Raw genomic sequence first — 26,025 nt, forward strand, 5'->3', positions numbered from 1 at the left:
GGGCTCAACGTCGGCACCTGCAACATCTGGGAACAGCCGGGTTACCGGATCGAGATGTCCCCCTTCGGCGGCATCAAGGACAGCGGCAACGGCGTCAAGGAGGGCGTCATCGAAGCGATGAAGTTCTTCACCAACGTCAAGACCTACTCCCTCCCTTGGCCGGGATGAGGCACACCGAAGGCGAAGCCAACACAAGCGCCGCGCGGGCCGATTGGACCGCGCGCGAAACGCAGGACGAAACGCGAGACCTTCTTGCTCGGGATGCCAATGCGTTCCTGCACCAGTCGCTGTCCTCGCCCTGCCTCAGCACAATTGCCAAGGCCGAAGGCATCTGGATTGAGGACACGTCTGGCCGTCGGTTCATGGATTTCCACGGCAATTCCGTGCACCATATTGGCTACGGCCATCCGCGCCTTGTGCAAGCCGTCAAAGACCAGATCGACGCGCTGCCGTTCTCGCCGCGTCGGTTTACCAACGATGTCTCGGTCACTTTGGCCGAAAGGCTGGGCCAGATCGCACCCGGCGATCTAAGCCGCGTTCTGTTCACCACCGGCGGATCGGACGCCGTCGAAGTCGCGCTCCGCCTTGCGCGCGCGGCGACGGGCCGGTTCAAGACGATCAGCTTTTGGGATGCGTTCCACGGTGCCGGGTTCGGCGCATCCAGCGTCGGCGGAGAGGCAACGTTCCGCAGCCATATCGCCGGCCCGCTTTTGCCCGGTGCCGAACACGTCGCACCGTTCAATTGCTATCGCTGCCCTTACGGCCATCCCGGCCCCGACACCTGCGCCCTTGCCTGTGCAAAAATGGTCGAGTTCGCGCTTGTGCGCGAAGGCGACGTGGCCGCCGTCATCGCCGAACCGATGCGCGCGGTGCCCGTTGTACCACCGCCGGGATATTGGCAGGCGGTGCAGACGGCGTGCCGCAAACACGACGCACTGCTGATCATGGATGAAATCCCCACCGGCCTTGGCAAAACGGGCAAGATGTTCGCCTTTGACCATGACGGGATCACACCTGACATCGTTGTGCTGGGCAAGGCTCTGGGCGGCGGGATGCTTCCCATTGCGGGGATTGTCGCGCGGGAAGATCTGAACGTTGCGGGTGACTTCGCCATCGGACACTACACCCACGAGAAAAACCCGGTCACCGCCCGCGCCGCGCTGACCACGCTCGACATCATCGAAGACGAAGGGCTGGTCGAGCGGTCAGCGACTTTGGGCAGTCGCGCACAGGACCGCCTGAAAGACACTTTGCACGACCATCCCAATGTTGGTGACATCCGCGGACGCGGCCTGATGTTCGGGGTCGAGATCGTGACCGACCGCGACAGCCGCGCCCCTGATCCTGACCGTGCAGAACGTATCTATTATGCCTGCCTCGACAAAGGTCTCAGCTTCAAGATCAGCGCTGGCAGCGTGCTGACCCTGTCGCCCCCGCTCGTCATCTCACAGCCAGACCTCGATACAGCGCTGTCCATCGTCATCGACGCGATCCGGGGCACCGAGTGACTCTTTCCGTCTTAGGCATCGTGCTGACCGCCGCCCTGCTCCACGCTCTTTGGAATGCCCTGGTCAAGGTCTCGGCGGATCGCGCCGTCACTTTGGGCCTTGTGGCAACGGGACATTGCCTTCCGGCGCTGGTGCTTTTGCCCTTTGTGCCTGTACCGTTTGCGGCCGCTTTTCCCTTTATCATCGCCTCTACGGTGATCCACTGGGCATATTACTACTTTCTCAACGTCTCGTACCGGTTCGGTGATCTGTCCCTGATCTACCCGATTGCGCGCGGCACTGCGCCGGTCATGGTGGCACTGGGCGCAACGATCTGGGCCAACGAATACCTGTCCGTTTGGGCATGGGCCGGGATTCTCACCATATCTGCGGGGATCATGATCCTTGCCGCCGTCCGCCATGCCGACAAGCGTGGGATCGGCGCTGCCCTTTTGAATTCAGCCATCATCGCCGCGTATTCGGTGGTCGACGGCATCGGTATCCGCCTGTCGGGATCGCCCATCGGTTATGTCGTCTGGCTGTTCGCCGCCGAGATCATCGTGGCGGTCTTCGTGATCGCATCGCGGTTTGAGCGCGCCCGCAGCATCAGCCAAAGGTCACTTGTCCTTGGCCTGTCGGGCGGCGTGATTTCCGGCCTTGCCTATGCGCTGGCGCTGTTCGCCAAAACGCTTGCCCCGATCGGGATCGTGTCGGCGGTGCGTGAAACGTCCGTGATCTTTGCGGCGCTGATCGGCGTCTACTGGCTGGGTGAAGGCCCGGCGCGCCGCCGCCTCGTCGCCGCCTCTGTCGTGGCTCTCGGCGTGATCATCCTCGCGCTCACCTAAGCTCAGGTCGATTTGCGGAAGATGCGGGTAGAGCGGAACATGTCTTCCAGTGCCTCGATCCGGGCGCGCGCTGTGTCCGAAACCCGTGTCTGCACTTCGGCAATCAGCGCTTCGATGATCAGGTTGATCGCCAGCGTCGAATCCCAGCTGGAGGGCACTTCGATCATCGCATTCACGACATGATCCGCCAGCCTGGAAATCGGCGACCCCCATTGATCGGTGAAGAGGATGATCTCGGCCCCCCGTTCCTTGGCCAGTTCCGCCAACCGGGCCAGATCGCGTTCATAGCGCCGGATGTCGAACAGGATCAGAACCGACGCGCGATCCATATCCAGAATATATTGCGGCCAGACATTCGGCGATGCCCCCAGAAGCGTCACCGCCGGGCGAACGATCTGAAGATGATTGTAGAAGTAATCCGCATTCGACCGTGTGATCCGCCCACCCGACAGGTACAGAGGTCGTTGCCGGTCCGCCAGAACCGCCGCAATCGCATCAAGCGTGTCGGGCTCAAGCCGGTCGATGGTGCGACTCAGATTGTCAAAGACCGCCTCGGCAAATGCCGTAAACGCGGCAGATCCCGGCTTGGTGTCGCCCCAGCCTTCGCGTTTGCGGATTGGGGTCTTGAACTGTTCCGACGCCTCGTCCCGCATTGCGGCCTGGAGTTCGGGAAACCCGTCAAAGCCAAGCTTGCGCGCCAGTCGGATCACCGTTGGCGTAGAGACCCCCGCCGCGTCGGCTATCCGGGTGATGGATTGCAACCCGCCCACCGGGTAATCCCGCATCAGCACGCTGGTCAATTGCCGCTCCGCCGGGGTCAGAGCCGCAGCCTGATCATGCAGTCGATCCTTGACGGACAGGGGCTTGGGCATTGCTTTGCCTCTCATTGTAGCAATCTCTACATGCTATGAATGTCGCGTACAAAAATCAACGAAACAAACTTGACAGCCGCAAGGGCCAGACCCCTAATGAGCGACGTGAAAACTGCCGCAAATCATACGATTCTGACCAAAGACGAAGGCCCCCCTGCCGAGGTGATAAACCCCCAAGGCGCGGCTGCCATTTGTCTCGTCTGCGAACACGCCAGCGCGTTTATCCCGGAATCGCTGGCGGCTCTGGGCGTCGTTCCCGAACACCGTCAAAGCCATGCCGCCTGGGACATCGGTGGCCGCGATCTGGCGGTGGCGCTTTCTGAAACGCTTGATGCTCCGCTGGTGGCCTCGCGGGTGTCGCGCCTTGTCTACGACTGCAACCGCCCGCCAAGCGCACCGGGGTGCATCCCGGCGAAATCCGAGGTGGTCGACGTTCCCGGCAATATCGCCCTGAGCGAGCAAGACCGCACCGCGCGTGTGACCGAGGTATACACACCGTTCCGCACTCTGCTGAAATCCACCCTGGACACGTTCGAAACACCGCCTGTCCTTGTAACGATCCATTCCTTCACCCCCGTGTGGTTCGGACAACCGCGCGATGTTGAACTTGGCCTGTTGCATGACAGCGATGACAGGCTTGCCCGCGCCATGTTGATGGCCGCGCCGGACGACTTGGATGCCCGGCTCAACGCGCCCTATTCGGTGACCGATGGCGTCACCCACACCCTGCGCGAACACGCGATCCCGCGTGGTCTGCAAAACGTGATGATCGAAGTGCGCAATGACCTGATTTCCGATGCCACTGGTGTCGCACGATTCAGCGCGATCCTAGGCCAGATGCTGAACAGCGCGCTGGCCACACAGGTGGGCACATGATCCGCGCGCTTCAGGCCTATGTCGGCGTGATCGACCCGTTCAACCGCATGATCGGGCGCATCGTCATGTACGGCATTTTCGTGATGATGGGCATTCTGCTGTGGTCCTCCGTCAGCAAGGTGTTCCTCGTTCCGTCGCTCTGGACGCTTGAAATGGCCCAGTTCGCGATGGTCGCCTATTACATCCTTGGCGGGCCCTATTCGATCCAGATGGGATCGAACGTGCGGATGGACCTGATCTATGGCGAGATGTCGGACCGCCGCAAAGCTGCCATTGACGCGATGACGGTGGTGTTCCTGCTGATCTATCTCGGCTTCCTGCTTTATGGCGGCATCGCCTCGACCGCCTATTCGCTGGGCTATTTCGGGTCGGAACCGATCACGTTCTTCACCGGCCTTGCAACCGGCAGCGAAGAACTGGGCTTCCTCGAACGCAGTCCGACGGCGTGGCGGCCCTACCTTTGGCCAGTCAAAACGATCATGGTGATCGGCATCTTCCTGATGCTGCTGCAAGTGCTGTGCGAACTGGCCAAGGACATCCTGCGCCTCAAGGGACATGACATGGGGGCCAAGGTCTGATGCCGTATGAAATGATTGCGGCGCTCATGTTCTCGACCATGATGCTGATGCTGCTCACCGGGCAACGCGTGTTCGGCGCCATCGGCTTTGTTGCGGTCGTGGCGGCGTTCTTCCTGTGGGGCGACCGGGGTGGATACGACCTCGGTTTCTCGGCCGCGATGAAGCTGATGAAGTGGTATCCGCTGCTGACCCTGCCGATGTTCATCTTCATGGGCTACGTCCTGTCGGAAAGCCGCATCGCCGACGATCTTTACAAGATGTTCCACGTCTGGATGGGTGGCCTGTCGGGTGGACTTGCCGTGGGAACGATCGGTCTGATGGTTCTGATTTCGGCTATGAACGGGTTGTCCGTCGCGGGCATGGCCATCGGCGCCACCATCGCGTTGCCCGAACTTCTGAGGCGAGGATACGACAAACGCATGGTCACGGGGGTGATCCAGGCCGGATCGTCGCTCGGCATCCTTGTGCCACCCTCGGTCGTGCTTGTGCTTTACGCGATGATCGCCCGCCAGCCGGTGGGCCAGCTTTGGCTCGCAGGTGTGATCCCCGGCCTGATGATGGCAACGATGTTCGTCATCTACATCGTGATCCGCTGCAAATTGAACCCGGCCCTTGGCCCCGTCCTGCCGGCCGAGGAACGCGACATTCCCCGCGCCGAGAAACTCCGCCTGCTGCGTGCGGGCCTTCTGCCGCTGGCGATCTTCTTCATCATGATGGTGCCTTTCGTGAACGGCTGGACATCGCTTGTCGAAAGCTCGGCCATTGGGGCACTGGCCGCCTTTGGTGCTGCCGTCCTCAAGGGCCGCATGACCCGCGAGGTGTTCGAGAATTCGGTCCGCCAGACCCTCGGCATTTCCTGCATGTTCATGTGGATCATCCTCGCCGCTCTGGCCTTTGGTGCGGTGTTCGACGGTCTGGGTGCGGTCAAGGCAATCGAGAACCTGTTCACCAATCAGCTTGGCCTCAGCCCGTGGGTGATCCTGATCCTGATGCAGCTTAGCTTCATCGTCATGGGCACATTCCTTGATGACACCGCGATGCTGGTGATCGTTGCGCCCTTGTACGTCCCACTTGTCGGCGCGCTGGGTTTTGACCTGATCTGGTATGGTATCCTTTATACCATCACGACCCAGATCGCCTACATGACCCCGCCTTTCGGCTATAACCTCTTCCTGATGCGCGCGATGGCCCCACCCGAGATCAGCTTGCGTGACATCTATGTCTCGATCATCCCGTTTGTGCTGGTGATGGTCGTGGCACTCGCCGTCATCATGATTTTCCCACAGATCGCGCTGTGGCTGCCCGAATATGTCTACGACAAATAACCATAACCAAGACTCCGGGATACGGAGCGCAGAAACCCAAACCAACTGAGAGGACATGACATGACCACCAGACGTAAGTTTCTCAAGACCGCCGGCATCGCCGGTGTCGGTAGCCTTGCCGCCCCAGCCGTTGTCAAGGCGCAGGACGCCATCACATGGCGCTTTCAAACCTATGCCGGAGCCGCGCTTGGCGAACACGTGACCAAGCCGGTCATCGACTACATCAACGCCAACGCCAATGGCGAGTTGAACGTCGAACTGTTCTACGCCGACCAGATCGTTCCAACCGGCGAACTGTTCCAGGCACTTCAGCGCGGCACAATCGACGGTGTGCACTCGGACGACGATTCAATGGCGTCCCCGACCCCGCTGCGCCAGTTCGGCGGCTACTTCCCGTTTGCCACCAAGCATATCCTCGACGTGCCGGTGCTGTTCAACCAGTACGGCCTGGCCGAGATCTGGGACGAGGAATATGCCAAGGTCGGTGTGAAATGGCTGTCTGCGGCAGGTCAGGATCCATGTAATTTCAACACCACCAAGGAAATCACTTCGGTCGCGGATCTCGATGGCCTGCGCCTTTATACCTTCCCAACCGCCGGGCGCTTCCTGTCGAAATTCGGCGTTGTCCCGGTCAGCATTCCCTACGAGGACGCCGAGGTTGCCGTACAGACAGGCGAACTCGACGGCATGGCATGGTCCGGCATCACCGAAGACTACACCGTGGGCTGGGCGGACGTAACCGACTACTTCCTGACCAACAACATCTCGGGTGCGTGGATCGGGTCGTGGTTCGTCAACCAGGAACGCTGGGCCGAATTGCCGGATCACCTCAAGTCGGTGGTCATGGCCGCGACCGAAGCAGGCCACACCTACCGCAACCAGTGGTATTGGGGCGGCGAAGCGGCCCTGCGCGCCAATGGCGAAAAGCTCGCCCTGCGCCAGGTGCCTGCAAGCGAATGGGCCGAGGTCGAGAACGCCGCCAAGGAATTCTGGTCCGAGGTTGCGGAGGAAGGTGAAATTCAGCAGAAGATCATCGGCATCTTCCGCGAATACAACAGCGTCATCAACCAGGCGGGTGCGCCGTACACCTTCGATTGACCTGACCGAAACAAAACAGGGCGACCCCTTCACCGGGGGTCGCTTTGATCCGTGACCAAAGAGGATTTTCCAATGGCTTTTCTCACCCTCGACGCTCTCAATGACGCCGCTGCATCCGGCGAGATCGACACTGTTCTGGTGTGCATGGTCGATATGCAGGGCCGCCTGATGGGCAAGCGGTTCCATGTGTCGAACTTCCTGGAAAGCGCCTGGAAAGAAACCCATTGCTGCAACTACCTTCTGGCCACCGACCTCGAGATGGCCACCCCTGACGGTTACAAATCCACCAGCTGGGCGGCGGGCTATGGCGACTATGTGATCAAGCCCGACATGGACACGCTGCGTCCTGTTCCCTGGCTCGAAGGCACCGCCATGGTGCTTTGCGATGTGCTGGATCACCACACCCACGCGCCCGTTCCACATTCGCCGCGCCAGATCCTCAAGAAACAGATCGCGCGCCTGACCGAGATGGGCCTGACACCGATGATGGCGACCGAGTTGGAGTTTTTCCTGTTCGAAAAAAGCTATGATGCGATCCGCAAGGGCGGCTACCGCAAACTGACCCCGATCAGCGGCTATAACGAGGATTACAACATCCTTCAGACCACCCGCGAAGAACATGTGATGCGCCCGATCCGCAATCATCTGGTCGCGGCGGGCGTTCCGGTCGAAAACTCCAAGGGAGAAGCAGAGACGGGACAGGAAGAGCTCAACATCCGCTACGCCGAAGGTCTTGCCTGCGCCGACAACCACACAATCGCGAAACACGCGGTCAAGGAAATCGCACATATGCAGGGTCACGCGGCGACCTTTTTGCCAAAATGGCACGCCGCAAAGGTGGGCAGCGCCGCGCATATACACCAGTCCCTGTTCAAGGACGGCGATAACGTCTTTTACGATGCAGACGCGCCGATGACGATGTCCGTCACGATGAAATCCTACGTCGCGGGTCTGATCAAATACGCGCCGGACATGACGGTTTTCCTTGCACCCTATGTCAACAGCTACAAACGTTTCCTGCCCGGCACCTTTGCCCCCACCAAGATCGCGTGGTCTGTGGACAACCGCACGGCGGGCTATCGCCTTGTCGGCGAAGGCACCAAAGGTGTGCGGATCGAATGCCGCATCCCTGGATCGGACATCAACCCCTACATAGCCTGTGCCGCACAACTCGCTGCGGGTATCGCAGGAATGGAGGAAAAGCTGACACTGAATGATCCTGTCACTGGTGACGTCTACAACATGACCGACGTCCCCGAGATCCCCTACACCCTGCGTGACGCCACCAAGTCCCTGCGCAGCTCTGAAATGCTGCGCGCGGCCATGGGTGACGACGTGATCGACCATTACACCCGCGCCGCCGAAGTAGAACAGGAAGCCTTTGACGCCGTTGTCACCGACTGGGAACTCCAGCGCGGATTTGAAAGAGCCTAAGACATGACCAAGACCCAAGACCTCATCTCGCCGATCGACGGATCGGTCTATCTCACACGCGATGTGCTGAGCCGCGAAGCCGCCTTTGACGCCGCCAAACGCGCCCGCGCCGCGCAAGCCGAATGGGCCGCGCGCCCGGTGTCCGAACGCATCGCTCTGGTGCGCAAGGCGGGCGAAATCATCGGCCGCCAGCAAGACCGAATGGCAACCGAACTCGCGCACCAGATGGGCCGCCCGGTGCGCTATGGCGGCGAATATGGCGGCTTCAACGAACGCCTGAGCTACATGGCGGATGTCGCCGAAGAAAGCCTTGCGCCGATGCAGATCGAAGACAGCGCCAGCGCCCGCCGCGTCATCAAACGTGTGCCTTGGGGAACCGTTCTGGTCGTGGCACCCTGGAACTACCCCTACATGACCGCGATCAACACCGTTGCGCCTGCGCTGATTGCGGGCAACAGCGTGATCCTGAAACACGCAGCGCAAACTCTGGCCGTGGGTGAACACCTCGCCGAGGCGTTCCATGCCGCTGGGATCCCCGATGACGTGTTCCAGAACCTCGTCCTTGACCACGACACCACCTCTGCGCTGATCGCCGAACGCGCTGTCGATTTTGTCAACTTCACCGGCTCGGTCGGTGGCGGTCAGGCGATGGAACGCGCAGCGGCGGGCACGTTTACCCCGGTGTCGACGGAACTCGGCGGCAAGGATCCGGGCTATGTCCGCGCCGATGCCAACCTCGACGCCGCAGTCGACGGTTTGATGGACGGCGCGATGTTCAACGCGGGCCAATGCTGTTGCGGGATCGAACGCATCTACGTGCATGAAAGCCTGTATGACGCCTTTGTCGAAAAGGCCGTGGCTTGGGTCAATGCGCAGAACCTCGGCAACCCGCTCGACCCGGCTACGACAATGGGCCCGATGGCCAATGTCCGCTTTGCCCAAGTCGTCCGCACCCAGATCGAAGAGGCGCTGGCCGATGGCGCCAAGGCCCATATCGGCACGATGCCAGCAGACGATGGCGGCGCCTACCTGACGCCGCAGATCCTGACCAATGTCACCCACAAGATGCGCGTCATGCGCGACGAAAGCTTCGGCCCCGTGGTTGGCATCATGCCGGTCAAGGACGACGAAGAAGCCATCGCCCTGATGAATGACAGTCCCTTCGGCCTGACCGCCTCGATCTGGAGCACCGACGCCGAAGCGGCGGAACAGATTGCCGACCGCATCGAAACCGGCACCGTGTTCCTCAACCGCTGTGACTACCTCGATCCGGCGCTCTGCTGGACCGGGTGCAAGGACACCGGACGCGGGCAAGGCCTGTCGAAACTGGCGTATCAGGCGCTGACACGCCCCAAATCCTACCATCTCAAGAAAGCATAAGCCGATGTCGCTTACTGGAAACTGGTCCTACCCCACCGCCATCCGTTTCGGCGCAGGCCGCATCTCGGAAATCGCCGAAGCCTGCATCGCGGCGGGAATTACCAAACCGCTCCTCGTCACCGACCGGGGCCTTGCGGATATGGAAATTACCACCAAGACCCTGAACCTGATTGAACAGGCGGGGCTGGGTCGTGCGATGTTCTCGGACGTCGATCCCAACCCGAACGAAAAGAACGTCGAGGAAGGTCTCAAGGTCTACCGCGAAGGCGGCTTTGATGGCGTCATTGCCTTTGGCGGTGGCTCTGGCCTCGATCTTGCCAAGACGCTGGCCTTCATGGCCGGTCAGTCCCGCCCGCTTTGGGATTTTGAGGACATCGGCGACTGGTGGACCCGCGCCGATCCCGCTGGCATTCACCCCATCGTCGCGGTGCCGACAACAGCGGGCACCGGATCGGAGGTGGGCCGCGCCAGCGTCATCACCAATTCCGAATCCCACGAGAAAAAGATCATCTTCCACCCCAAGATGCTCCCCGCCGTTGTGATCTGCGACCCCGAGTTGACCGTGGGAATGCCGAAATTCATCACCGCAGGCACCGGGCTTGATGCCTTCGCCCATTGTGTCGAGGCCTATTCCAGCCCGCATTACCACCCGATGAGTCAAGGCATCGCTTTGGAAGGCATGCGCCTTGTCATCGACAACCTGCCCCGCGCCTATGCCGACGGGACAGATATCGAAGCGCGCGCCAACATGATGAGCGCCGCCGCCATGGGTGCCACCGCCTTCCAGAAAGGCCTCGGGGCGATCCATGCCCTGTCGCACCCCATCGGCGCGCATCACCATACGCATCACGGCACGACCAACGCGGTGTTCATGCCAACAGTGCTCACCTTCAACGCCGACGCCATCCGCGACCGCTTTGACCGCGCGGCGGGCTATCTGGGCATCGACGGTGGGTTCGACGGCTTCTGCGCCTTTGTCGATCAGTTCAATGACGGATTCGCGATTCCGAAAACCCTGACCGATCTGGGTGTCACCGATCCCGATCTCGATATTCTGGTCCGCGATGCGCTGAACGACCCGTCAACAGGCGGCAACCCGGTCAAGATGACCAAGGCCAACACACGGGCCATGTTCGAATCTGTCCTCTAAGGGCACGCAATTCTTCGAAGAATTGCGGGAGACTTTTCGAAAAGTCTCCCGTCCCTATTCAACCGCCCGATACCACGCCACGATCTGCGCGCGTTGATACACATCCATCTGGATCGCGTTCGGCGGTGGCATTGCATGGGACCGCCCGGCTTGCAGGTAAATCTGCTCAGCATGTTGGGCCACGTCACCTTCGGTCTCCAGGAACACGCCCTTCGGTGCCCAGCGAATACCGTCCCAAAGCGGCTCCCGCGCATGGCACATCGAACAATTGCCCTGCACGACGTTATAGGCATCCTCGAAACCCTCGGCCGAAGCAAAGCGCATCTCGAACTCGGTCAAAGGACGTTCTGCCGCCTCGTCATAGGTCTCTGCCCCGCCCAGCGTCGACAGCCACGCAATCGTCACAAAGATCACCGCCGTGACCGCCCATGTCCAATTCGGCTGGCCTTTGCCCGCATGCATGGAGTTGAAGTAGTGCCGGATCGTCACCCCCATCAGGAACACCAGCGACGCAATGATCCATGCGAACTCCGTGCCGAACGCCAGCGGATAGTGGTTCGACAACATCAAAAAGATGACCGGCAGCGTCAGGTAATTGTTATGCGTCGACCGCAGCTTGGCAATCTTGCCATACTTGGGGTCCGGCGTGCGCCCTTCCTTGAGGTCCGCCACCACGATGCGCTGGTTCGGCATGATGATGAAGAACACGTTGGCCGTCATGATCGTTGCCGTGAACGCCCCCAGATGCAGCAGCGCGGCGCGCCCGGTGAACACCTGGTCATAGCCCCAGGCCATCACCACGAGGATGCCGAACAAGAGCAGCATCAACACCGTCGGCTGATCGCCCAGCGCGGATTTGCACAGGACATCATAGAGCAGCCAGCCGATGGTCAGCGACAGCGCGGAAATCACGATCCCCTGCCACAGCGCCAGATCCGCCTTGGTCGGATCGAGCAAGAACAACTCCCCTCCAACCCAGTAGATGATCATCAACAGCGCCGCGCCCGAAAGCCAGGTCGTGTAGCTCTGCCATTTGTGCCAGGTCAGATGCTCGGGCAACCGGTCGGGTGCCACGAGATACTTGGTGGTGTGATAGAACCCGCCGCCATGCACCTCCCACTCTTCGCCGGACGCACCTTTCGGCATGTCGGGCGCAGGTTTCAGCATCAGGTCAAGCGCGATGAAGTAAAAGCTCGCCCCGATCCAGGCCATGGCGGTGATGACGTGCAGCCAGCGCACCGCAAAGGCGATCCAGTCCCAAAGAACGGCGAAATCATACATGGCGAAAGGCTCCTGTTGCTCAGGTTTGTGACAGACTAGCGACAACGGGATTATTCTGCTATTCCGATGAAAACCCAAGCTGTATCAAAAATCTGCGAATAATGTCCTATCTCGACAACATCAGAACCTTCGTGCGTGTCTATGAATTGGGCAGCATGTCCGCCGCCGGTCGCGACTTGCGCATTTCACCGGCTGTGACCTCGACCCGCATCGCCCAGCTTGAGGAACACCTGTCGGTCCGGTTGTTCCAACGCACCACCCGCAATCTGACACCTACCGAACAGGGGCGGCTTTTCTACACCGGGGCCTGCGAGGTGCTGGAAGCGGTCGAAGTGGCCGAAGCGCAGGTTGTGGACATCACCGAAAACCCGCGTGGATCGCTCTATGTGGCGGCCCCGCTGGGCGTTGGCCGCCGCCTGATTGCACCGCAGGTGCCCGCCTTTATCGCAGAGTTCCCAGAGGTAAGCGTACGGTTGCGCCTCACGGACCGTAAGGTTGACCTGACGACGGAAGGCCTCGATCTGGCGTTCTTCCTTGGTGAACCCGAAGACAGCACCTTGCGCATCCGCAAGATCGCAGATGTCGACCGGGTGCTTTGCGCCGCTCCGGACTACGTTCGAAAACACGGCATGCCCAATTCAGGCGACGATCTGATCCAGCAGAACCACGAATGCCTGAACCTGCGCTTTCCCGGCGCAACCGAGTTTCAATGGCGTTTGCAGACCAGCGATGGTCCCAAACGCTTCAAGGTGAAAGGGCGGTATGAATCCGACGATGGAGATGTTCTGACCGACTGGGCGCTGGCCGGACACGGGATCACGTTGAAGCCGGTGTTCGAAGTGGCCGATCATCTGCGCGCGGGTCAACTTGTCCCCGTTGCCAAGCAAACACCGCCGGTGCCTGTGCAAATGGCCTGTCTTTATACCCATCGTCGCAGACAGGATCCCAAGACGCGCCTGTTCATGGATTTCGTGATCGGTCGAATCGGGACGGTGATCAAGAACGCGTGACGCACTTCAAGAGCGCTGCAAGATGCGTCGACGCATCTTGATGTTTCCGTCGACGGAAACGGTCAGCTTCCCCGATAGGTCGAGTATCCGAACGGCGACAGGAGCAGCGGCACATGATAATGCGCATCCGCGTCCGACATGCCAAAACGCAGCGGGACCTCATCAAGAAACAGCGGGTCGTCCCCTGCCTGACCACTTGCCCGAAGATAGTCACCGGCGAAGAACACCAGCTCATATGTCCCGGTCTTGAAGTCTCCGGCAGGCAGGATCGGGCTGTCCGTGCGACCATCCTCATTGGTCACGGTCTCGGCAATCTTGTGATGGGAATTGCCCGACACCCGATACAGCGCGATCTTCAGCCCTGCGGCCGGGCATCCCTTGGCCGTATCCAGAACGTGGGTCGTCAAATAGCCAGACATCGTGCTCTCCTGTCTTTGATTGCCTCTTTATGCAGCCTTTCACCCAAAATGCACAAACCGTAAGCCATTTGACACAGCTTTCGGGATTTCTTGAAAAACGAATTCGATTATTCGGATTACAAAGACAACCAATCAGGAGGACCCAGACGTGCAACGCTATCCCCGCGACATGACAGGACATGGACCAAACCCGCCCAAGGCCAATTGGCCCGGTGGCGCGAAGATCGCCGTTCAGATCGTGCTCAATTACGAAGAGGGCGGCGAGAACAACATCCTGCATGGCGATGCCGCCTCCGAGGCGTTCCTGTCCGAGATCACCGGCGCACAGCCCTGGCCGGGCCAGCGTCACTGGAACATGGAATCGATCTACGAATACGGATCACGCGCCGGGTTCTGGCGTCTGCATCGCATGATGAAGGACATGCCGGTCACCGTCTACGGCGTCGCCACAGCGCTGGCCCGTGCGCCCGAACAGGTCGCCGCGATGAAGGAAGCTGGCTGGGAAATCGCGTCGCATGGGCTCAAGTGGGTCGAACACAAGGATATGCCGGAAGCGGAGGAACGCGCGCAGATCGTAGAGGCGATCCGCCTGCATACCGAAATTGTCGGGGAACCGCCCAAGGGCTGGTATACCGGGCGCTGCTCGAACAATACGATCCGGCTGGTGGCCGAAACCGGCGGCTTCGATTACGTCGCTGACAGCTATGCCGATGACCTGCCGTACTGGATGACCTTCGGCGACACGCATCAGCTTGTCATTCCCTACACGATGGACTGCAACGACATGCGGTTCGGCATCCAGGCGGGGTTCACCACCGGCGACCAGTTCGAAAGCTATCTCAAGGACAGCTTTGATTACCTCTATGCCGAAGGGGTCGAAGGCAGCCCCAAGATGCTGTCCATCGGCTTGCACTGCCGCATCATGGGCCGCCCCGGACGGGCCGCCGCGCTCAAGCGGGCGCTCGACTACATGACCGGCCATGACGGCGTCTGGTTCGCCACGCGCCAGCAGATCGCGCAGCATTGGGCGAAAGAGCATCCTGCCTCGACTGCGCAACGCCCGTCTGACATGACGCGCGACGATTTCGTTGCGGCCTTCGGCGGTATCTTCGAACATTCACCCTGGATCGCTGAACGCGCCTGCGATTTCGAAACCGGCCCCACCCATGACTGCGCGCGTGGGGTACACAGCCTTCTGTGCCGGGCGTTCCGCAATGCGTCCGACGATGAACGGCTTGGCGTGCTGAACGCCCACCCAGACCTTGCTGGCAAGCTGGCCTCCGCAGGGCGTCTGACGGCCGAATCTACAGCGGAACAGGCGGGTGCGGGATTGGACATGCTGACCGACGCCGAACGCGAGACCTTCCAGAGCCTCAACTCTGACTATGTTGCGCGCCACGGCTTCCCGTTCATCATCGCGGTCAAGGACAACACCAAGTCGTCGATCCTCGACGCCTTCCACCGCCGCATTGAGAACGACCGCGCCTCCGAGTTTGCCGAGGCCTGCCGTCAGGTCGAACGCATCGCGGAACTGCGCCTGATCGAAAAGCTGGGCGCATGACCCATCAGATCGTCACAGAGCCGCTGACCGCGAATGCCTTCTCCCCTTTTGGCGATCTGCTCGATTGTGCGGGCGACCCCGACAAGCTCATCAACCAGGGCCTGTGTGGCCGCTACCACGACCGTGCGACGCTGGATTTCGCCGATGGTCGCGCCGGGATCAGCCTGTTCAAGGCAGACTTGCGCAGCCTGCCCTATACGCTGGACCTGCTGGAACGGCACCCGCTGGGCAGCCAGGCCTTTGTCCCGATGAGCCATGATCCCTTCCTGGTGATCGTCGCCCCGGATGAGAACGGCGCACCCGGCACACCGCGCGCCTTTCTGACCCAAGCCGGACAGGCGATCAACATGCACCGCAACACCTGGCACGGGGTTCTGACCCCACTGTCCGGCACCGGCCTTTTCGCAGTCATCGACCGGATCGGCGATGGCGACAATCTGCAAGAACACTGGCTCGACACCCCTTTCCTGGTGATCGACCCCTGAAACGATCCGGGCAGTCTTTGAGGAGGGACACCCGACCAAACAAATGGTTACGAGGGAGAGAGAACCATGTCTGACACATCCATCGGCACGCCGGAGCAGCTCCGCGATCCGAATTACACACCGCCCATCATCAAGGCGATTCCGCTGGGCATTCAGCACGTTCTGGCGATGTTCGTGTCCAACGTCACCCCTGCGATCATCGTCTGCGGCGCGGCGGGTTTCGGCTTTGGCTCCAACAGCCCCGATTTCCCGCAGATGATCTACATGCTCCAGATGTCGATGTTCTTTGCCGGCATCGCAACACTGTTCCAGACCATCGGCGTCGGCCCTGTTGGCGCGCGCCTGCCCATCGTGCAGGGCACCAGCTTTGCCTTCATCCCGATCATGATCCCCCTTGTCGCGGGCAAAGGTGTTGACGCCATCGCGGTGCTGATGGGAGGTATTCTGGTGGGTGGCATGTTCCACGCGTTCCTGGGCCTGTTCATCGGAAAGCTTCGCTTTGCCCTGCCGCCGCTGGTCACCGGCCTTGTCGTGACCATGATCGGCCTCGCACTGGTGCGTGTGGGCGTGCAATACGCGGCAGGCGGTGTACCCGCCATCGGAACGCCGGAATACGGATCGCTGCTCAACTGGGTGATGGCCGGCACGGTGATCCTCGTCACGCTGGGACTCAAGTTCTTCACCCGTGGCATGTTGTCGGTCTCGGCCGTTCTGGTCGGCCTGCTGGCGGGCTATGTCGTGGCTTTTGCTCTGGGTCAGATCAGCTTTGACAACGTGGGCCGCGCGGCCAGCTTTGCCCTGCCGAACCCGCTGCATTTCGGGCTGGAATTCTCGGTCGCGGCCATCGTCGGCTTCTGCGCAATGTCCTTCGTGTCGGCGGTGGAAACCGTGGGCGACGTATCCGGCATCACCAAGGGCGGCGCAGGTCGCGAGGCGACGGACACCGAGATTCAGGGCGCGACCTATGCCGACGGGATCGGTACAGCAATCTCGGGCCTGTTCGGCGCGCTTCCCAACACGTCCTTCAGCCAGAACGTGGGCCTGATCGCCATGACCGGCGTGATGAGCCGGGGTGTCGTCACCATCGGCGCGCTGTTCCTGATCCTCTGCGGCCTGGTCCCCAAGGTTGGTGCTGTGATCTCGTCCGTCCCAATCGAAGTCCTTGGTGGCGGTGTGATCGTCATGTTCGGCATGGTTGTCGCTGCGGGTATCTCGATGCTGTCCGACGTCAACTGGAACCGTCGCAACATGGTGATCTTCGCGATCGCCCTGTCGCTGGGACTTGGGCTTCAACTTGAACCCGATGCGCTCCAGTACCTGCCGCAGACGCTCAAGGTGCTGGCGACATCGGGCATCCTGCCCGCCGCGCTCATCGCCATCGTTCTCAACCTGTTTCTGCCGGAAGAACTGTCCGGAGAATCCACCGAGGAAGTCTCGGGCGGAATGGCAGGCCATGGCGGCGGATCTATGCCCGGCGAGTAACCGCACCACCCACAGATTGAACAGGGCCCCCGACAGATCGCCGGGGGCCTTTGTCGTTTCCGAAACGCCACAACCTCAGAACCCACGGCTTTCCCGCCCGCCACACCGGGTCTTTGCCAAACCGGAACGATTGCCGTGCCCCTGCGTTTTTTCACTGAAGTCGCGCAACGCGACCCACTTGGACAAGACAAGGAGAGACCCATGAAACGCTTCTCAATTGCAGCAACAACCACCAGCGCGCTGGCATTGGCAAGCCCCGCGATCGCACAGGACGCTCAGGACAATCAGGATACGGCGGAAGGATCTTCGGTAGAGGTTCTGTCAAGCTGGACCTATGATCAGCTTTATGCCGAGGGGTGGAGCGTCGAAGACATGTTCGCCACAACCGATGTCGTGGACACCAGCGGCGAAACCATCGGGGATGTCGAAAACGTCATCTTCGGTACCAACGGTGAGATGCTTGGCCTGATTGCCGAGGTGGGCGGCTTCTGGGATATCGGTGATACCCATGTCCACGTCCCATGGTCCGAGGCGTCGATGACCGATGGCATAGAGCAGATCCAGGTGCCCGTCACCGAAGACACGGTGGACGAGTATGGCATTTTCGGCGGATACAGCGGTGACGGGCAACTCACCCAAGAGGATACGTCCGACACGTCGGCGGTTGATGACGATGTCATGGCTGGACCCGATGTCTTCAAGGCAACCGACCTGATCGGGGATTATGCCTACTTGTCGGATGACGTGCGGTATGGATATGTCGCCGACATCATCGTGCAGGATGCTTCGATCTCGGCCATCGTGTCGGATGCGCGCGCCTACGGTAGCGGCGGGTATTACGCCTATCCATATAGCGAAAACCGGGTCTCGCCCATGCGCAGCCCACGGTACGATATGCCTTATGACGATGCGGCGATCGATACGCTCGAAAATTTCGACTACGATCAGCTTCAGTCCCGCGTCCGATAGACCATTCAATTGCCAAGAGGCACATGATGTCTTTTGCCCTGCGTTCCATGATCGCGAACGCAGGGCTTTTTTCCGAGGCTTCATTGGTTGCGCTGAAAAAGGGGCCCTGCACGCTCTGTGCAAGACCCCTTTTCTGCGGCAGATCGGCCTTCGCCGAACCGGCCGAAGCGCGCCCCGGTTATGAGTGTCAATCATCCAGAACGAATGTCACGGCGAGATTGACCTTGAACTCGGTGATCTTGCCATTGTCGACCATCACGTTCTGATCCTTCACCCAAGCACTCTTGATCCCACGCAGCGTCTTCGACGCCCGCTCGATCCCTTGCTTGGTTGCATCATCAAAGCTGTTCGGCGATGTCGCTGAAATCTCTGTTACACGAGCAATGGACATGGTGCCCTCCTTTCACTTGTTGATGTCAAACCAACTCGTGACTTGGGCTCATGTTCCAGATGCAAAGCTTCAGACCACGCGATCTGTCCGCAGCCAGTTCAGAACCTCATCCGCGTTCGCGCCCGGATCACTGACCTCGCGCTGCACCATGATGAACACGCCGTCTTCGACAACAAACGCCCCCCGCTTCAAGAGCGTCATGCCGCCCGCTTCGAAGGTTTCAAGCCCGAGGGCGGTTGCAAAGTGCAACTTTGCATCCGACAGGATCGCAAAGGGCAGCCCAAGCCGCTCCACCGCTTCCTGCTGATAGGCAGTGTCTTGCGTGGACAGCCCGAACACTTCCGCCGCGCCAGCCCGTCGCAATTCGGCATGGTGATCCCGAAACCCGCAGGATTGCGGTGTACATCCGCTGGCACCGGGGATGTCCGCCCACCCTTCGATGGGTGCCGCACTTGGCACGCCTGTGCGTGGATAGACGTAAACCACGGTCAACCCACGCAACCGGCCAAGGTTGACCTTGCGCCCGTCCGTCGCCAAAAGGGCAATATCCGGAACCTGTGTTCCAACCTCAAGCATCTCGGTCCCTCTCGCGCAGTATCCCCGCAGTCAACACCGCTCAGAACGCCACTTCGATCGCCACGCCCCGTTCGATGGCCAACGCGACCACCTTCGACGCCACCGCCAAATCCTGAAGCCCGACACCGGTGCCGTCAAACAGCGTGATGTCCTCGTCGGACGTCCGTCCCGGATGGGTGCCATTGATCACCGCGCCGATCTCGATCACGTCGCTCTCCGCGATCAGGCCAGACGCCACCGCGTGCTGCGCCTCGCCGATGCTGACCGATTGCGCCACTTCGTCTGTGAACACCTTGGCCCGCGCCAGCAGCGCCGCCTCGACTTCCTGCTTGCCCTTGGTATCGGTTCCCATGCAGGCCAGATGCGTGCCCGGGCTGACATGATCCGCCATCAACGACGGCGCAAAGGCCGAGGTGATCGAGATGATCACATCCGCCTCCTGCATGCCGGGCAGGTCCACCGCCTCGAACGAAACACCGGCCTCGTTCGCGACCTTCTCGATATTCGGCAGCATCTCGGGGTGATAGTTCCAGCCGATCACCTTTTCGAACGACCGCTGCTCCAGCGCCGCGCGCAGCTGGAACGTCGCCTGATGACCCGCGCCGACCATGCCCATGACCTTGGCATCGGCGCGCGCCAGATGTTTGATCGACACAGACGAGGCCGCCGCCGTGCGCAGCGCTGTCAACAGGTTGCCACCCACCATCGCATGCACGCGACCGGTGTCCGGATCGAACAGGAACACCGTCGACTGGTGGTTGATCAATCCGCGTTTTTCAAGGTTGTGCGGCCAGTAACCCCCGGCCTTCAGGCCAAGCGCCCCACCAACCCGGTCGAACCCGCCTTTGAAGCCGTACAAAGCATCTTCATGCCCAATCGCCTCCCGCACCACAGGAAAGTTATAGGCATCCTTGGCCGCCATTGCGGCGAACACCTGTTCGACGGCCTCGAACGAGGCCTCGCGTGACACCAGATCGGCAATCAGGACTTCTGGAACGATATACATGGTCTCTCCCTCGAAAAAACGGTGCAACAGCCCTCACTGCGCACCGTCCTGTCTTCTTCTTTTTCAAAATATGCCGGGGGTCTGGGGGCAGAGCCCCCAGCCTGTCGATGCGCGTCAGCGCAGCGAAATCAATACGCGCGACCGCGTGCCGACACCGGCCAGACGGATTCGACAACGCCATTCCGCACACCGACATACCAGTCGTGCACGTTGCAGGTCGGGTCGCAATGGCCCGGCACCAGCTTGAGCTTGTCATTGACCTTGAGCACACCTTTCGGGTCCATCACCACGCCATGCTCGTCCGAGCACTTGATATACTCCACATCATCGCGACCAAAGATCACCGGCAAGCCGCTGTCCACCGACTGCGCCTTGAGACCGGCATCGACGATGGCTTTGTCCGCCTTCGCGTGACTCATCACCGAAGTCAGGATGAACAGCGCGTTCTCCCATTCGCCCTGGTCGATGCGCTTGCCGTCCTTGTCGAGGATTCGCCCGTAATCAGCATCCATGAAGGCATAGGAGCCACACTGAAGTTCGTTATACACACCCGAGTTGGACTCGAAGTAATACGACCCTGTGCCGCCACCTCCGACGATATCGCACTCGATGCCCTCGGCCTTAAGCGCATCAACCGCGTCCTTCACCTGAGCCACGGCAATGTCGATCTTCGCCTTGCGCTCGTCATAGCTGTCCATGTGCTGCATCGCGCCTTGGTAGGCCTGGATGCCAGCGAATTTCAGTCCCTCAGCCGCGTTGATGGCCTTGGCAATCTCGACAACCGCTGGCGTCGTGGTCACACCACAGCGCCCAGCGCCGCAGTCGATTTCGACCAGACATTCGATCTGCGTGCCATGCTTGACCGCCGCAGCCGACAGATCGGCGACGTTGGCCAGATCGTCAACACAGCAGATCGTGCGCGCGCCCAGCTTGGGCATGCGCGCCAAACGGTCGATCTTGGCCGGATCACGCACCTGGTTCGACACCAGCACGTCGGTGATGCCGCCACGGGCAAAGACCTCTGCCTCGGACACTTTCTGACAGCAAACGCCGCAGGCCCCGCCCAGGTCCACCTGCAAAAGCGCGACATCAACCGACTTGTGCATCTTGCCGTGCACGCGGTGACGCATGCCATGCGCCTTGGCGTAATCGCCCATCTTCTTGATGTTGCGCTCAAGCGCATCGAGGTCGAGCACGAGGCAGGGTGTCTGCACATCGGCTTCCGCCATGCCCGGTTTGGCAGGAATATCGAAGCCCACTTCGTAATCGTCGAATACGGTCATATCTTTCATTGTCGTTCTCCCTTGATCCGTAGGGTGCGTGATCTCACGCACCAATCATCCACGGCAGTTTATCCAAATCCACGTTGCCGCCGGTCACAATCACGCCCACGCGCTTGCCAGCAAACCGGTCCTTGTTCTTGAGGATCACCGCCAGCGGCACGGCGCAGGACGGCTCCATCACGATGCGCAGGTATTTCCAGGTGATCTTCATCGCGTCGATGATCTCTTCCTCGGACGCGGTCAGGATGTCGGACACATGGTTCGACACAAAATGCCAGGTCAGATCCTTGAGCGGCACTTTCAAACCATCGGCAATGGTCTCTGGTGCGTCATCCGCGATGATGTGCCCCGCCTTGAAGCTGCGATAAGCGTCGTCCGCCTGTTCGGGTTCCGCCGCGATGATCTTCACCTCGGGCGCCAGCGTCGACAGCGTCAGGCAGGTGCCCGAAATCATGCCGCCACCACCGATGGGGGCGACCATCATGTCCAGACCATCAACTTGCTCCATGAATTCCTTGGAACAGGTGCCCTGCCCCGCGATCACACGCGGGTCGTTGTAGGGGTGCACGAATTCGCCCCCGGTCTCGGCCTGCACTTTCGCAAACACCTCTTCGCGCGAACTTGTCGAGGGTTCACATTCGGTAATCGTGCCACCGTAGCGACGCACCGCGTCCTTCTTGGCCTGTGGTGCGGTGCGTGGCATGACCACGTTGCACGGGATGCCCCGGCGACCGGCGGCATAGCTCAGGCACAGCGCGTGGTTGCCCGACGAATGGGTGCAGACCCCGCGCTTGGCTTCTTCATCGCTCAGACCGAACACAGCGTTCGACCCACCGCGCACCTTGAAGGCGCCCGGTTCCTGAAAATTCTCGCATTTGAAGAACAATTCTGCCCCGGTCAGTTCATTCAGATAGGCTGACTGCAAGACCGGCGTGCGGTTGATATGCGGCTTGATCCGCTCATGCGCGGCCAGCATGTCTTCATAGGTGGGAATGATCATTCCGGTGTCTTTCATTGCGCCGCAACCTTCTGTTCGATCTTCGACCCGTGGCGGTAGTGCTCCTGCGCAGCAGCAACTCCCGACCCAAGCGTGATGTCGAGGCCCAAGTCCACCATGCACATTTCTGCCGTGGCAATGCCGGACAAAGCCATGACGTCTGTCAGACTGCCAAGGTGGCCGATGCGGAACACCTTGCCTGCAACTTCACCCAGACCCACGCCAAACGCGACGCCGTAGGTGCTGGCCGCATGGGTCACGATATCGGTCGCATTGAAGCCTTCGGGCGTGCGGATCGCGCTGACCGTGTCGGAATAGAGATCAGGCGTCTCGGCGCACAGGTTCAGCCCCCATGCACCTATAGCGGCGCGCACACCTTCGGCAATGCGTGTGTGACGGGCAAAGACGTTCTCGATACCTTCGTCAAGCAGCATCTTGCACGATTCGTTCAAGCCATTCATCAGGCCAACCGCAGGTGTGTAGGGATAGGCATTGTTTGCATATCCCTTGGCCATGTCGTGAACGTCAAAGAAGGTGCGGTGCAGTCCGGCGGTTTCTGTTGCCGCCATCGCCTTGGCACTGAAACCGACAATGGCCAAACCAGCGGGCAGCATGAACCCCTTCTGCGAGCCGGTTACAGCCACGTCGATCTTCCATGCGTCGAACTGGAAATCCATCGACCCGATCGAGGACACTCCATCCACAAACAACAGTGCCGGATGGCCAGCCGCGTCAATCGCATCCCGCACGGCGGCGATGTTGGACTTCACGCCAGTGGCGGTTTCGTTATGTGTCGCCAAGACCGCTTTGATCTTGTGGCCTGTGTCAGCCGTCAGGATCTCTTCGTAGCGATCGGCAGGAATGCCCTTGCCCCACGGCACATCGACGATCTGCACGTTTAGGCCGAAGCGCTGGCACATGTCGATCCAGCGATGCGAGAACATGCCGTTGCGTGCAACCAGAACGCTGTCGCCTTCGCTCAGCGTATTGGTCAAAGCGGTCTCCCATCCGCCTGTTCCGGACGCCGGAAAGATGAAGACCTCTGCGCTGTCGCTTTTCAGGATCGTCTGAACCGCCTTGCGGGCAGGATGCAGGATCTTGCCAAACAGGGGCGACCGGTGGTCGATCGTCGGCATGTCACATGCCTTGCGCAGCGATTCCGGGATGTTGGTTGGTCCCGGGATGAAAACTGGGTTCTGAAAACTCATGGAATTGCTCCTCCGATTTGAACCCACTTTACCTGTCAGGCCATCCTGCCTTCAATTTTTTCGAAATTATTTTTCATTTTGATAAATCTCTCAAAATATCATGAATTCAATGTTTTACATTTTTCACTGGTTGAAAGTGTTTTTTGATTGCTGCGACCCAACCCCCTTACGTCAGATCAAAACCGATTCTCAGCGCCCAGGTTTGAGCGGCATATGACGGTTCACATCCTTATAGAGCAGATAGCGGAAACGCCCCGGACCACCCGCATAACATGCCTGCGGGCAGAACGCGCGCAGCCACATGTAATCGCCGGCTTCGACCTCGACCCAATCCTGATTGAGCCGGTACACCGCCTTGCCCTCGAGCACGTAAAGCCCGTGTTCCATCACATGCGTTTCCGCAAACGGGATCACTGCGCCGGGTTCGAAGGTAACGACAGTCACATGCATGTCGTGGCGCAGATCCGCAGGATCGACAAAGCGCGTGGTTGCCCATTTGCCATCCGTGAAGGGCATCGGCGTCGGCGCTACATCGGCTTCGTTCGTCACGATCACCTGCGGATGCTCCAGCCCGTCGACCGCTTGATACGCCTTGCGCAACCAATGGAACCGCGCAGGCTCTGACCCGGTATTGCGCAGGGTCCATCCCGACTGCGGGGGAAGGTAGGCATAGCCGCCTGCCGTCATCTTGTGCGTTTCACCATCGACCGTAAGGCTCATGGCGCCTTCGACCACGAACAGTACACCCTCGGCTTCGGGATCGGTTTCGGCGCGATCAGATCCGCCGCCGGGGCCGACTTCCATGATGTAGTGCGAAAAGGTCTCTGCAAAGCCGGTCAGCGGACGGGCGATCACCCACAGGCGGGTGTTGTCCCAGAACGGAAGAAAGCTTGTCGTGATGTCCCGCATCGTGCCTTTCGGGATCACAGCATAGGCTTCGGTGAACATAGCGCGGTCGGTCAGGAGCTGGTCTTGTCCTGGATGGCCGCCTGTGGGCGCAAAATAGGATGTCATGTCGGGTGCCTTGATTGGTTCTTAGCCACTATTGCGCTGATCTGCGGCGCAAACCATGCCAAACGCCAAGCAAGACTATTCGAGATTCTTTGATAATCCCGTCGAATTAACCCAACACTCCGATAAATCGTCAGACGCCGTAGTAGTCCCGATACCACGTCACGAACCTGCCTACCCCGTCACGGACATTGGTCTGTGGCGCATAGCCTGTCAGGTTCCGCAGCAGGGACGCATCGGCCCAAGTGGCGAACACATCGCCCTTCTGCATGTCCATGTAATTGCGCTTGGCCGCAAACCCGGTCTCGGCCTCGATCGCTTCGATGAAATCGAGCAGGCGCACCTTGTCCGAGTTGCCGATATTGACGATCCTGTACGGCGCAGCAGGGCTTAGCGTGTCGGCTACGACCGCCGTTTCCGGTCCGCCCGGCACCGCATCCATCAACAACCGGATGCCACGCACCAAGTCTTCGACATAGGTAAAATCGCGGTACATGTCGCCGTGGTTGTAGATGTCGATGGGTGTACCGTCGAAGATCCCCTTGGTGAACTTGAACAGCGCCATGTCGGGCCGACCCCACGGACCGTAGACGGTGAAGAACCGAAACATCGTCGTCGGGATCTGCCACAGATGTGCATAGCTGTGCGCCATGCTTTCATTGGCCTTTTTCGTCGCCGCATAAAAGGTCAGCTGAGTGTCCGCCTTGTCGGTCTCCTTGAACGGCATCTCTTCGTTGGCACCGTAGACCGACGAGGTTGAGGCCATCAGCAAGTGTTCAACCTCCAACTGTCGCGCTGCCTCCATCACGTTGAAGGTGCCGACAAGATTGCTGTCCAGATAGGCGCGCGGGTTCTCCAGCGAATAGCGCACCCCGGCCTGCCCCGCGAGATGGACGATGATGTCCGGCGCGAATTCGGAGGCGACCCGCTCAAAGGTCTCGGGTTCCTCGAGCGTTGCATGGGTAAAGCTGTAGCCCTGCGATTGCAGCAGCATCTGGTTGCGGCGCTCTTTAAGCGTGACATCGTAATAATCGGTGATCGCGTCGTAACCATGAACCGCATAGCCATCATCCAGAAGCAGCCGCGCAAGATGGAAACCGATAAAACCGGCAGTGCCGGTGACAAGGACACGTTTCATCAGGTCATTTCACCTATGCAATCACGATGGGTCGGATCAGCGCCTAACATGATCGTGTTGTCAGAACCACAGCGCGAAATTGCTCAAAACCTTCCTAATGATGATTTCGGGCCCATATTCCCCTGTAGATCCGCTCAATAAACTGGCAGATGCCGGTTGTCCA

At 60.1% G+C, this 26,025-nt stretch carries 26 protein-coding genes; 15 read left to right on the forward strand and 11 right to left on the reverse strand.

Annotated elements, in window-relative coordinates; translation table 11 throughout:
• The 3 genes from ACTIEN_RS15685 to ACTIEN_RS15695 form a co-directional block, all read left to right on the forward strand.
• Window positions 1–168: aldehyde dehydrogenase family protein (locus tag ACTIEN_RS15685; protein WP_439524136.1), on the forward strand; the 168-nt coding region annotated here is incomplete at its 5' end.
• Window positions 165–1,508, forward strand: a complete 1,344-nt coding sequence (gene pbfA, locus ACTIEN_RS15690; protein WP_439524089.1) for a (R)-1-hydroxy-2-aminoethylphosphonate ammonia-lyase — start codon at window positions 165–167, stop codon at window positions 1,506–1,508. The genes ACTIEN_RS15685 and pbfA, both read left to right, overlap by 4 nt.
• Window positions 1,505–2,332: an EamA family transporter gene (locus tag ACTIEN_RS15695; RefSeq protein ID WP_439524090.1), complete on the forward strand. Its 828-nt coding sequence runs from the start codon at window positions 1,505–1,507 to the stop codon at window positions 2,330–2,332. The genes pbfA and ACTIEN_RS15695 overlap by 4 nt, the downstream gene beginning before the upstream one ends.
• 2 nt (window positions 2,333–2,334) lie before the next feature.
• Here the strand turns inward: ACTIEN_RS15695 and ACTIEN_RS15700 are convergent, their stop codons facing one another.
• A complete protein-coding gene (locus ACTIEN_RS15700) occupies window positions 2,335–3,204 on the reverse strand; it encodes a MurR/RpiR family transcriptional regulator (protein ID WP_439524091.1) in 870 nt (289 codons plus the stop codon).
• Between the two features lie 96 nt (window positions 3,205–3,300).
• Here ACTIEN_RS15700 and ACTIEN_RS15705 point away from each other — a divergent pair, with 96 nt between their 5' ends.
• The 7 genes from ACTIEN_RS15705 (at window position 3,301) to ACTIEN_RS15735 (ending at window position 11,045) form a co-directional block, all read left to right on the forward strand.
• Window positions 3,301–4,080: an N-formylglutamate amidohydrolase gene (locus ACTIEN_RS15705; protein WP_439524092.1), complete on the forward strand. Its 780-nt coding sequence runs from the start codon at window positions 3,301–3,303 to the stop codon at window positions 4,078–4,080.
• Entirely contained in the window at window positions 4,077–4,658 is a 582-nt protein-coding gene (locus ACTIEN_RS15710; protein WP_439524093.1) for a TRAP transporter small permease subunit, read from the forward strand. Before ACTIEN_RS15705 ends, ACTIEN_RS15710 begins: the two co-directional genes overlap by 4 nt.
• Entirely contained in the window at window positions 4,658–5,983 is a 1,326-nt protein-coding gene (locus tag ACTIEN_RS15715) for a TRAP transporter large permease (protein WP_439524094.1), read from the forward strand. Before ACTIEN_RS15710 ends, ACTIEN_RS15715 begins: the two co-directional genes overlap by 1 nt.
• A gap of 60 nt (window positions 5,984–6,043) precedes the next feature.
• Entirely contained in the window at window positions 6,044–7,081 is a 1,038-nt protein-coding gene (locus ACTIEN_RS15720; protein WP_439524095.1) for a TRAP transporter substrate-binding protein, read from the forward strand.
• 72 nt (window positions 7,082–7,153) lie between these two features.
• Window positions 7,154–8,515, forward strand: coding sequence for a glutamine synthetase family protein (locus ACTIEN_RS15725; protein ID WP_439524096.1), 1,362 nt, complete (start codon window positions 7,154–7,156; stop codon window positions 8,513–8,515).
• Between the two features lie 3 nt (window positions 8,516–8,518).
• On the forward strand, window positions 8,519–9,895 hold the full coding sequence (locus tag ACTIEN_RS15730) for an aldehyde dehydrogenase family protein (RefSeq protein WP_439524097.1): 1,377 nt from the start codon (window positions 8,519–8,521) through the stop codon (window positions 9,893–9,895).
• Between the two features lie 4 nt (window positions 9,896–9,899).
• Window positions 9,900–11,045 (forward strand): iron-containing alcohol dehydrogenase, encoded by a 1,146-nt coding sequence (locus tag ACTIEN_RS15735; protein WP_439524098.1) that lies wholly within the window; start codon window positions 9,900–9,902, stop codon window positions 11,043–11,045.
• Between the two features lie 54 nt (window positions 11,046–11,099).
• On the opposite strand, the gene ACTIEN_RS15740 is transcribed toward ACTIEN_RS15735, so the two are convergent.
• Entirely contained in the window at window positions 11,100–12,326 is a 1,227-nt protein-coding gene (locus ACTIEN_RS15740; protein ID WP_439524099.1) for a urate hydroxylase PuuD, read from the reverse strand.
• A gap of 101 nt (window positions 12,327–12,427) precedes the next feature.
• Here ACTIEN_RS15740 and ACTIEN_RS15745 point away from each other — a divergent pair, with 101 nt between their 5' ends.
• Window positions 12,428–13,336, forward strand: a complete 909-nt coding sequence (locus ACTIEN_RS15745) for a LysR family transcriptional regulator (protein ID WP_439524100.1) — start codon at window positions 12,428–12,430, stop codon at window positions 13,334–13,336.
• A 62-nt stretch (window positions 13,337–13,398) separates the two neighbouring features.
• On the opposite strand, the gene uraH is transcribed toward ACTIEN_RS15745, so the two are convergent.
• A complete protein-coding gene (gene uraH, locus ACTIEN_RS15750) occupies window positions 13,399–13,755 on the reverse strand; it encodes a hydroxyisourate hydrolase (protein WP_439524101.1) in 357 nt (118 codons plus the stop codon).
• Between the two features lie 148 nt (window positions 13,756–13,903).
• Here uraH and puuE point away from each other — a divergent pair, with 148 nt between their 5' ends.
• The 4 genes from puuE to ACTIEN_RS15770 all read left to right on the forward strand — a co-directional run bounded on the left by puuE (window position 13,904) and on the right by ACTIEN_RS15770 (window position 18,252).
• Complete coding sequence (puuE, locus tag ACTIEN_RS15755; RefSeq protein WP_439524102.1) at window positions 13,904–15,316, forward strand: allantoinase PuuE; 1,413 nt, start codon at window positions 13,904–13,906, stop codon at window positions 15,314–15,316.
• Window positions 15,313–15,801 (forward strand): ureidoglycolate lyase, encoded by a 489-nt coding sequence (locus tag ACTIEN_RS15760; RefSeq protein ID WP_439524103.1) that lies wholly within the window; start codon window positions 15,313–15,315, stop codon window positions 15,799–15,801. Before puuE ends, ACTIEN_RS15760 begins: the two co-directional genes overlap by 4 nt.
• 66 nt (window positions 15,802–15,867) lie before the next feature.
• Window positions 15,868–17,283, forward strand: coding sequence for a uracil-xanthine permease family protein (locus ACTIEN_RS15765; RefSeq protein ID WP_439524104.1), 1,416 nt, complete (start codon window positions 15,868–15,870; stop codon window positions 17,281–17,283).
• Between the two features lie 201 nt (window positions 17,284–17,484).
• Window positions 17,485–18,252, forward strand: a complete 768-nt coding sequence (locus ACTIEN_RS15770) for a PRC-barrel domain-containing protein (RefSeq protein WP_439524105.1) — start codon at window positions 17,485–17,487, stop codon at window positions 18,250–18,252.
• A 187-nt stretch (window positions 18,253–18,439) separates the two neighbouring features.
• On the opposite strand, the gene ACTIEN_RS15775 is transcribed toward ACTIEN_RS15770, so the two are convergent.
• The 8 genes from ACTIEN_RS15775 to ACTIEN_RS15810 all read right to left on the reverse strand — a co-directional run bounded on the left by ACTIEN_RS15775 (window position 18,440) and on the right by ACTIEN_RS15810 (window position 25,862).
• A complete protein-coding gene (locus ACTIEN_RS15775; RefSeq protein ID WP_439524106.1) occupies window positions 18,440–18,643 on the reverse strand; it encodes a dodecin family protein in 204 nt (67 codons plus the stop codon).
• A 69-nt stretch (window positions 18,644–18,712) separates the two neighbouring features.
• Complete coding sequence (locus ACTIEN_RS15780; protein WP_439524107.1) at window positions 18,713–19,219, reverse strand: peroxiredoxin; 507 nt, start codon at window positions 19,217–19,219, stop codon at window positions 18,713–18,715.
• Window positions 19,220–19,259: 40 nt separating this feature from the next.
• Window positions 19,260–20,225 (reverse strand): iminosuccinate reductase BhcD, encoded by a 966-nt coding sequence (gene bhcD, locus ACTIEN_RS15785; RefSeq protein ID WP_439524108.1) that lies wholly within the window; start codon window positions 20,223–20,225, stop codon window positions 19,260–19,262.
• A 128-nt stretch (window positions 20,226–20,353) separates the two neighbouring features.
• Window positions 20,354–21,517, reverse strand: a complete 1,164-nt coding sequence (gene bhcC / locus ACTIEN_RS15790; protein ID WP_439524109.1) for a 3-hydroxy-D-aspartate aldolase BhcC — start codon at window positions 21,515–21,517, stop codon at window positions 20,354–20,356.
• Between the two features lie 34 nt (window positions 21,518–21,551).
• Window positions 21,552–22,523, reverse strand: coding sequence for a beta-hydroxyaspartate dehydratase BhcB (gene bhcB / locus ACTIEN_RS15795; RefSeq protein WP_439524110.1), 972 nt, complete (start codon window positions 22,521–22,523; stop codon window positions 21,552–21,554).
• A complete protein-coding gene (gene bhcA, locus ACTIEN_RS15800; RefSeq protein ID WP_439524111.1) occupies window positions 22,520–23,713 on the reverse strand; it encodes an L-aspartate--glyoxylate aminotransferase BhcA in 1,194 nt (397 codons plus the stop codon). Before bhcA ends, bhcB begins: the two co-directional genes overlap by 4 nt.
• Window positions 23,714–23,902: 189 nt before the next feature.
• Window positions 23,903–24,727 carry a bifunctional allantoicase/(S)-ureidoglycine aminohydrolase gene (locus ACTIEN_RS15805; protein ID WP_439524112.1) on the reverse strand — a complete coding sequence of 275 codons (825 nt, stop codon included), beginning with the start codon at window positions 24,725–24,727 and terminating at the stop codon, window positions 23,903–23,905.
• Between the two features lie 130 nt (window positions 24,728–24,857).
• Window positions 24,858–25,862 carry an NAD-dependent epimerase/dehydratase family protein gene (locus tag ACTIEN_RS15810; protein ID WP_439524113.1) on the reverse strand — a complete coding sequence of 335 codons (1,005 nt, stop codon included), beginning with the start codon at window positions 25,860–25,862 and terminating at the stop codon, window positions 24,858–24,860.
• Window positions 25,863–26,025: the final 163 nt, after the last annotated feature.

This window comes from Marivita sp. (assembly GCF_051859345.1).
Lineage (GTDB): Bacteria > Pseudomonadota > Alphaproteobacteria > Rhodobacterales > Rhodobacteraceae > Marivita.

Coding starts and splice junctions, on each gene's coding strand:
- pbfA (WP_439524089.1), top strand. CDS start 165: ATGAGGCACACCGAAGGCGAAGCCAACACAAGCGCCGCGCGGGCCGAT.
- ACTIEN_RS15700 (WP_439524091.1), bottom strand. CDS start 3,204: ATGCCCAAGCCCCTGTCCGTCAAGGATCGACTGCATGATCAGGCTGCG.
- ACTIEN_RS15705 (WP_439524092.1), top strand. CDS start 3,301: ATGAGCGACGTGAAAACTGCCGCAAATCATACGATTCTGACCAAAGAC.
- ACTIEN_RS15710 (WP_439524093.1), top strand. CDS start 4,077: ATGATCCGCGCGCTTCAGGCCTATGTCGGCGTGATCGACCCGTTCAAC.
- ACTIEN_RS15715 (WP_439524094.1), top strand. CDS start 4,658: ATGCCGTATGAAATGATTGCGGCGCTCATGTTCTCGACCATGATGCTG.
- ACTIEN_RS15720 (WP_439524095.1), top strand. CDS start 6,044: ATGACCACCAGACGTAAGTTTCTCAAGACCGCCGGCATCGCCGGTGTC.
- ACTIEN_RS15725 (WP_439524096.1), top strand. CDS start 7,154: ATGGCTTTTCTCACCCTCGACGCTCTCAATGACGCCGCTGCATCCGGC.
- ACTIEN_RS15730 (WP_439524097.1), top strand. CDS start 8,519: ATGACCAAGACCCAAGACCTCATCTCGCCGATCGACGGATCGGTCTAT.
- ACTIEN_RS15735 (WP_439524098.1), top strand. CDS start 9,900: ATGTCGCTTACTGGAAACTGGTCCTACCCCACCGCCATCCGTTTCGGC.
- ACTIEN_RS15740 (WP_439524099.1), bottom strand. CDS start 12,326: ATGTATGATTTCGCCGTTCTTTGGGACTGGATCGCCTTTGCGGTGCGC.
- ACTIEN_RS15745 (WP_439524100.1), top strand. CDS start 12,428: ATGTCCTATCTCGACAACATCAGAACCTTCGTGCGTGTCTATGAATTG.
- uraH (WP_439524101.1), bottom strand. CDS start 13,755: ATGTCTGGCTATTTGACGACCCACGTTCTGGATACGGCCAAGGGATGC.
- ACTIEN_RS15760 (WP_439524103.1), top strand. CDS start 15,313: ATGACCCATCAGATCGTCACAGAGCCGCTGACCGCGAATGCCTTCTCC.
- ACTIEN_RS15765 (WP_439524104.1), top strand. CDS start 15,868: ATGTCTGACACATCCATCGGCACGCCGGAGCAGCTCCGCGATCCGAAT.
- ACTIEN_RS15770 (WP_439524105.1), top strand. CDS start 17,485: ATGAAACGCTTCTCAATTGCAGCAACAACCACCAGCGCGCTGGCATTG.
- ACTIEN_RS15775 (WP_439524106.1), bottom strand. CDS start 18,643: ATGTCCATTGCTCGTGTAACAGAGATTTCAGCGACATCGCCGAACAGC.
- ACTIEN_RS15780 (WP_439524107.1), bottom strand. CDS start 19,219: ATGCTTGAGGTTGGAACACAGGTTCCGGATATTGCCCTTTTGGCGACG.
- bhcD (WP_439524108.1), bottom strand. CDS start 20,225: ATGTATATCGTTCCAGAAGTCCTGATTGCCGATCTGGTGTCACGCGAG.
- bhcC (WP_439524109.1), bottom strand. CDS start 21,517: ATGAAAGATATGACCGTATTCGACGATTACGAAGTGGGCTTCGATATT.
- bhcB (WP_439524110.1), bottom strand. CDS start 22,523: ATGAAAGACACCGGAATGATCATTCCCACCTATGAAGACATGCTGGCC.
- bhcA (WP_439524111.1), bottom strand. CDS start 23,713: ATGAGTTTTCAGAACCCAGTTTTCATCCCGGGACCAACCAACATCCCG.
- ACTIEN_RS15805 (WP_439524112.1), bottom strand. CDS start 24,727: ATGACATCCTATTTTGCGCCCACAGGCGGCCATCCAGGACAAGACCAG.
- ACTIEN_RS15810 (WP_439524113.1), bottom strand. CDS start 25,862: ATGAAACGTGTCCTTGTCACCGGCACTGCCGGTTTTATCGGTTTCCAT.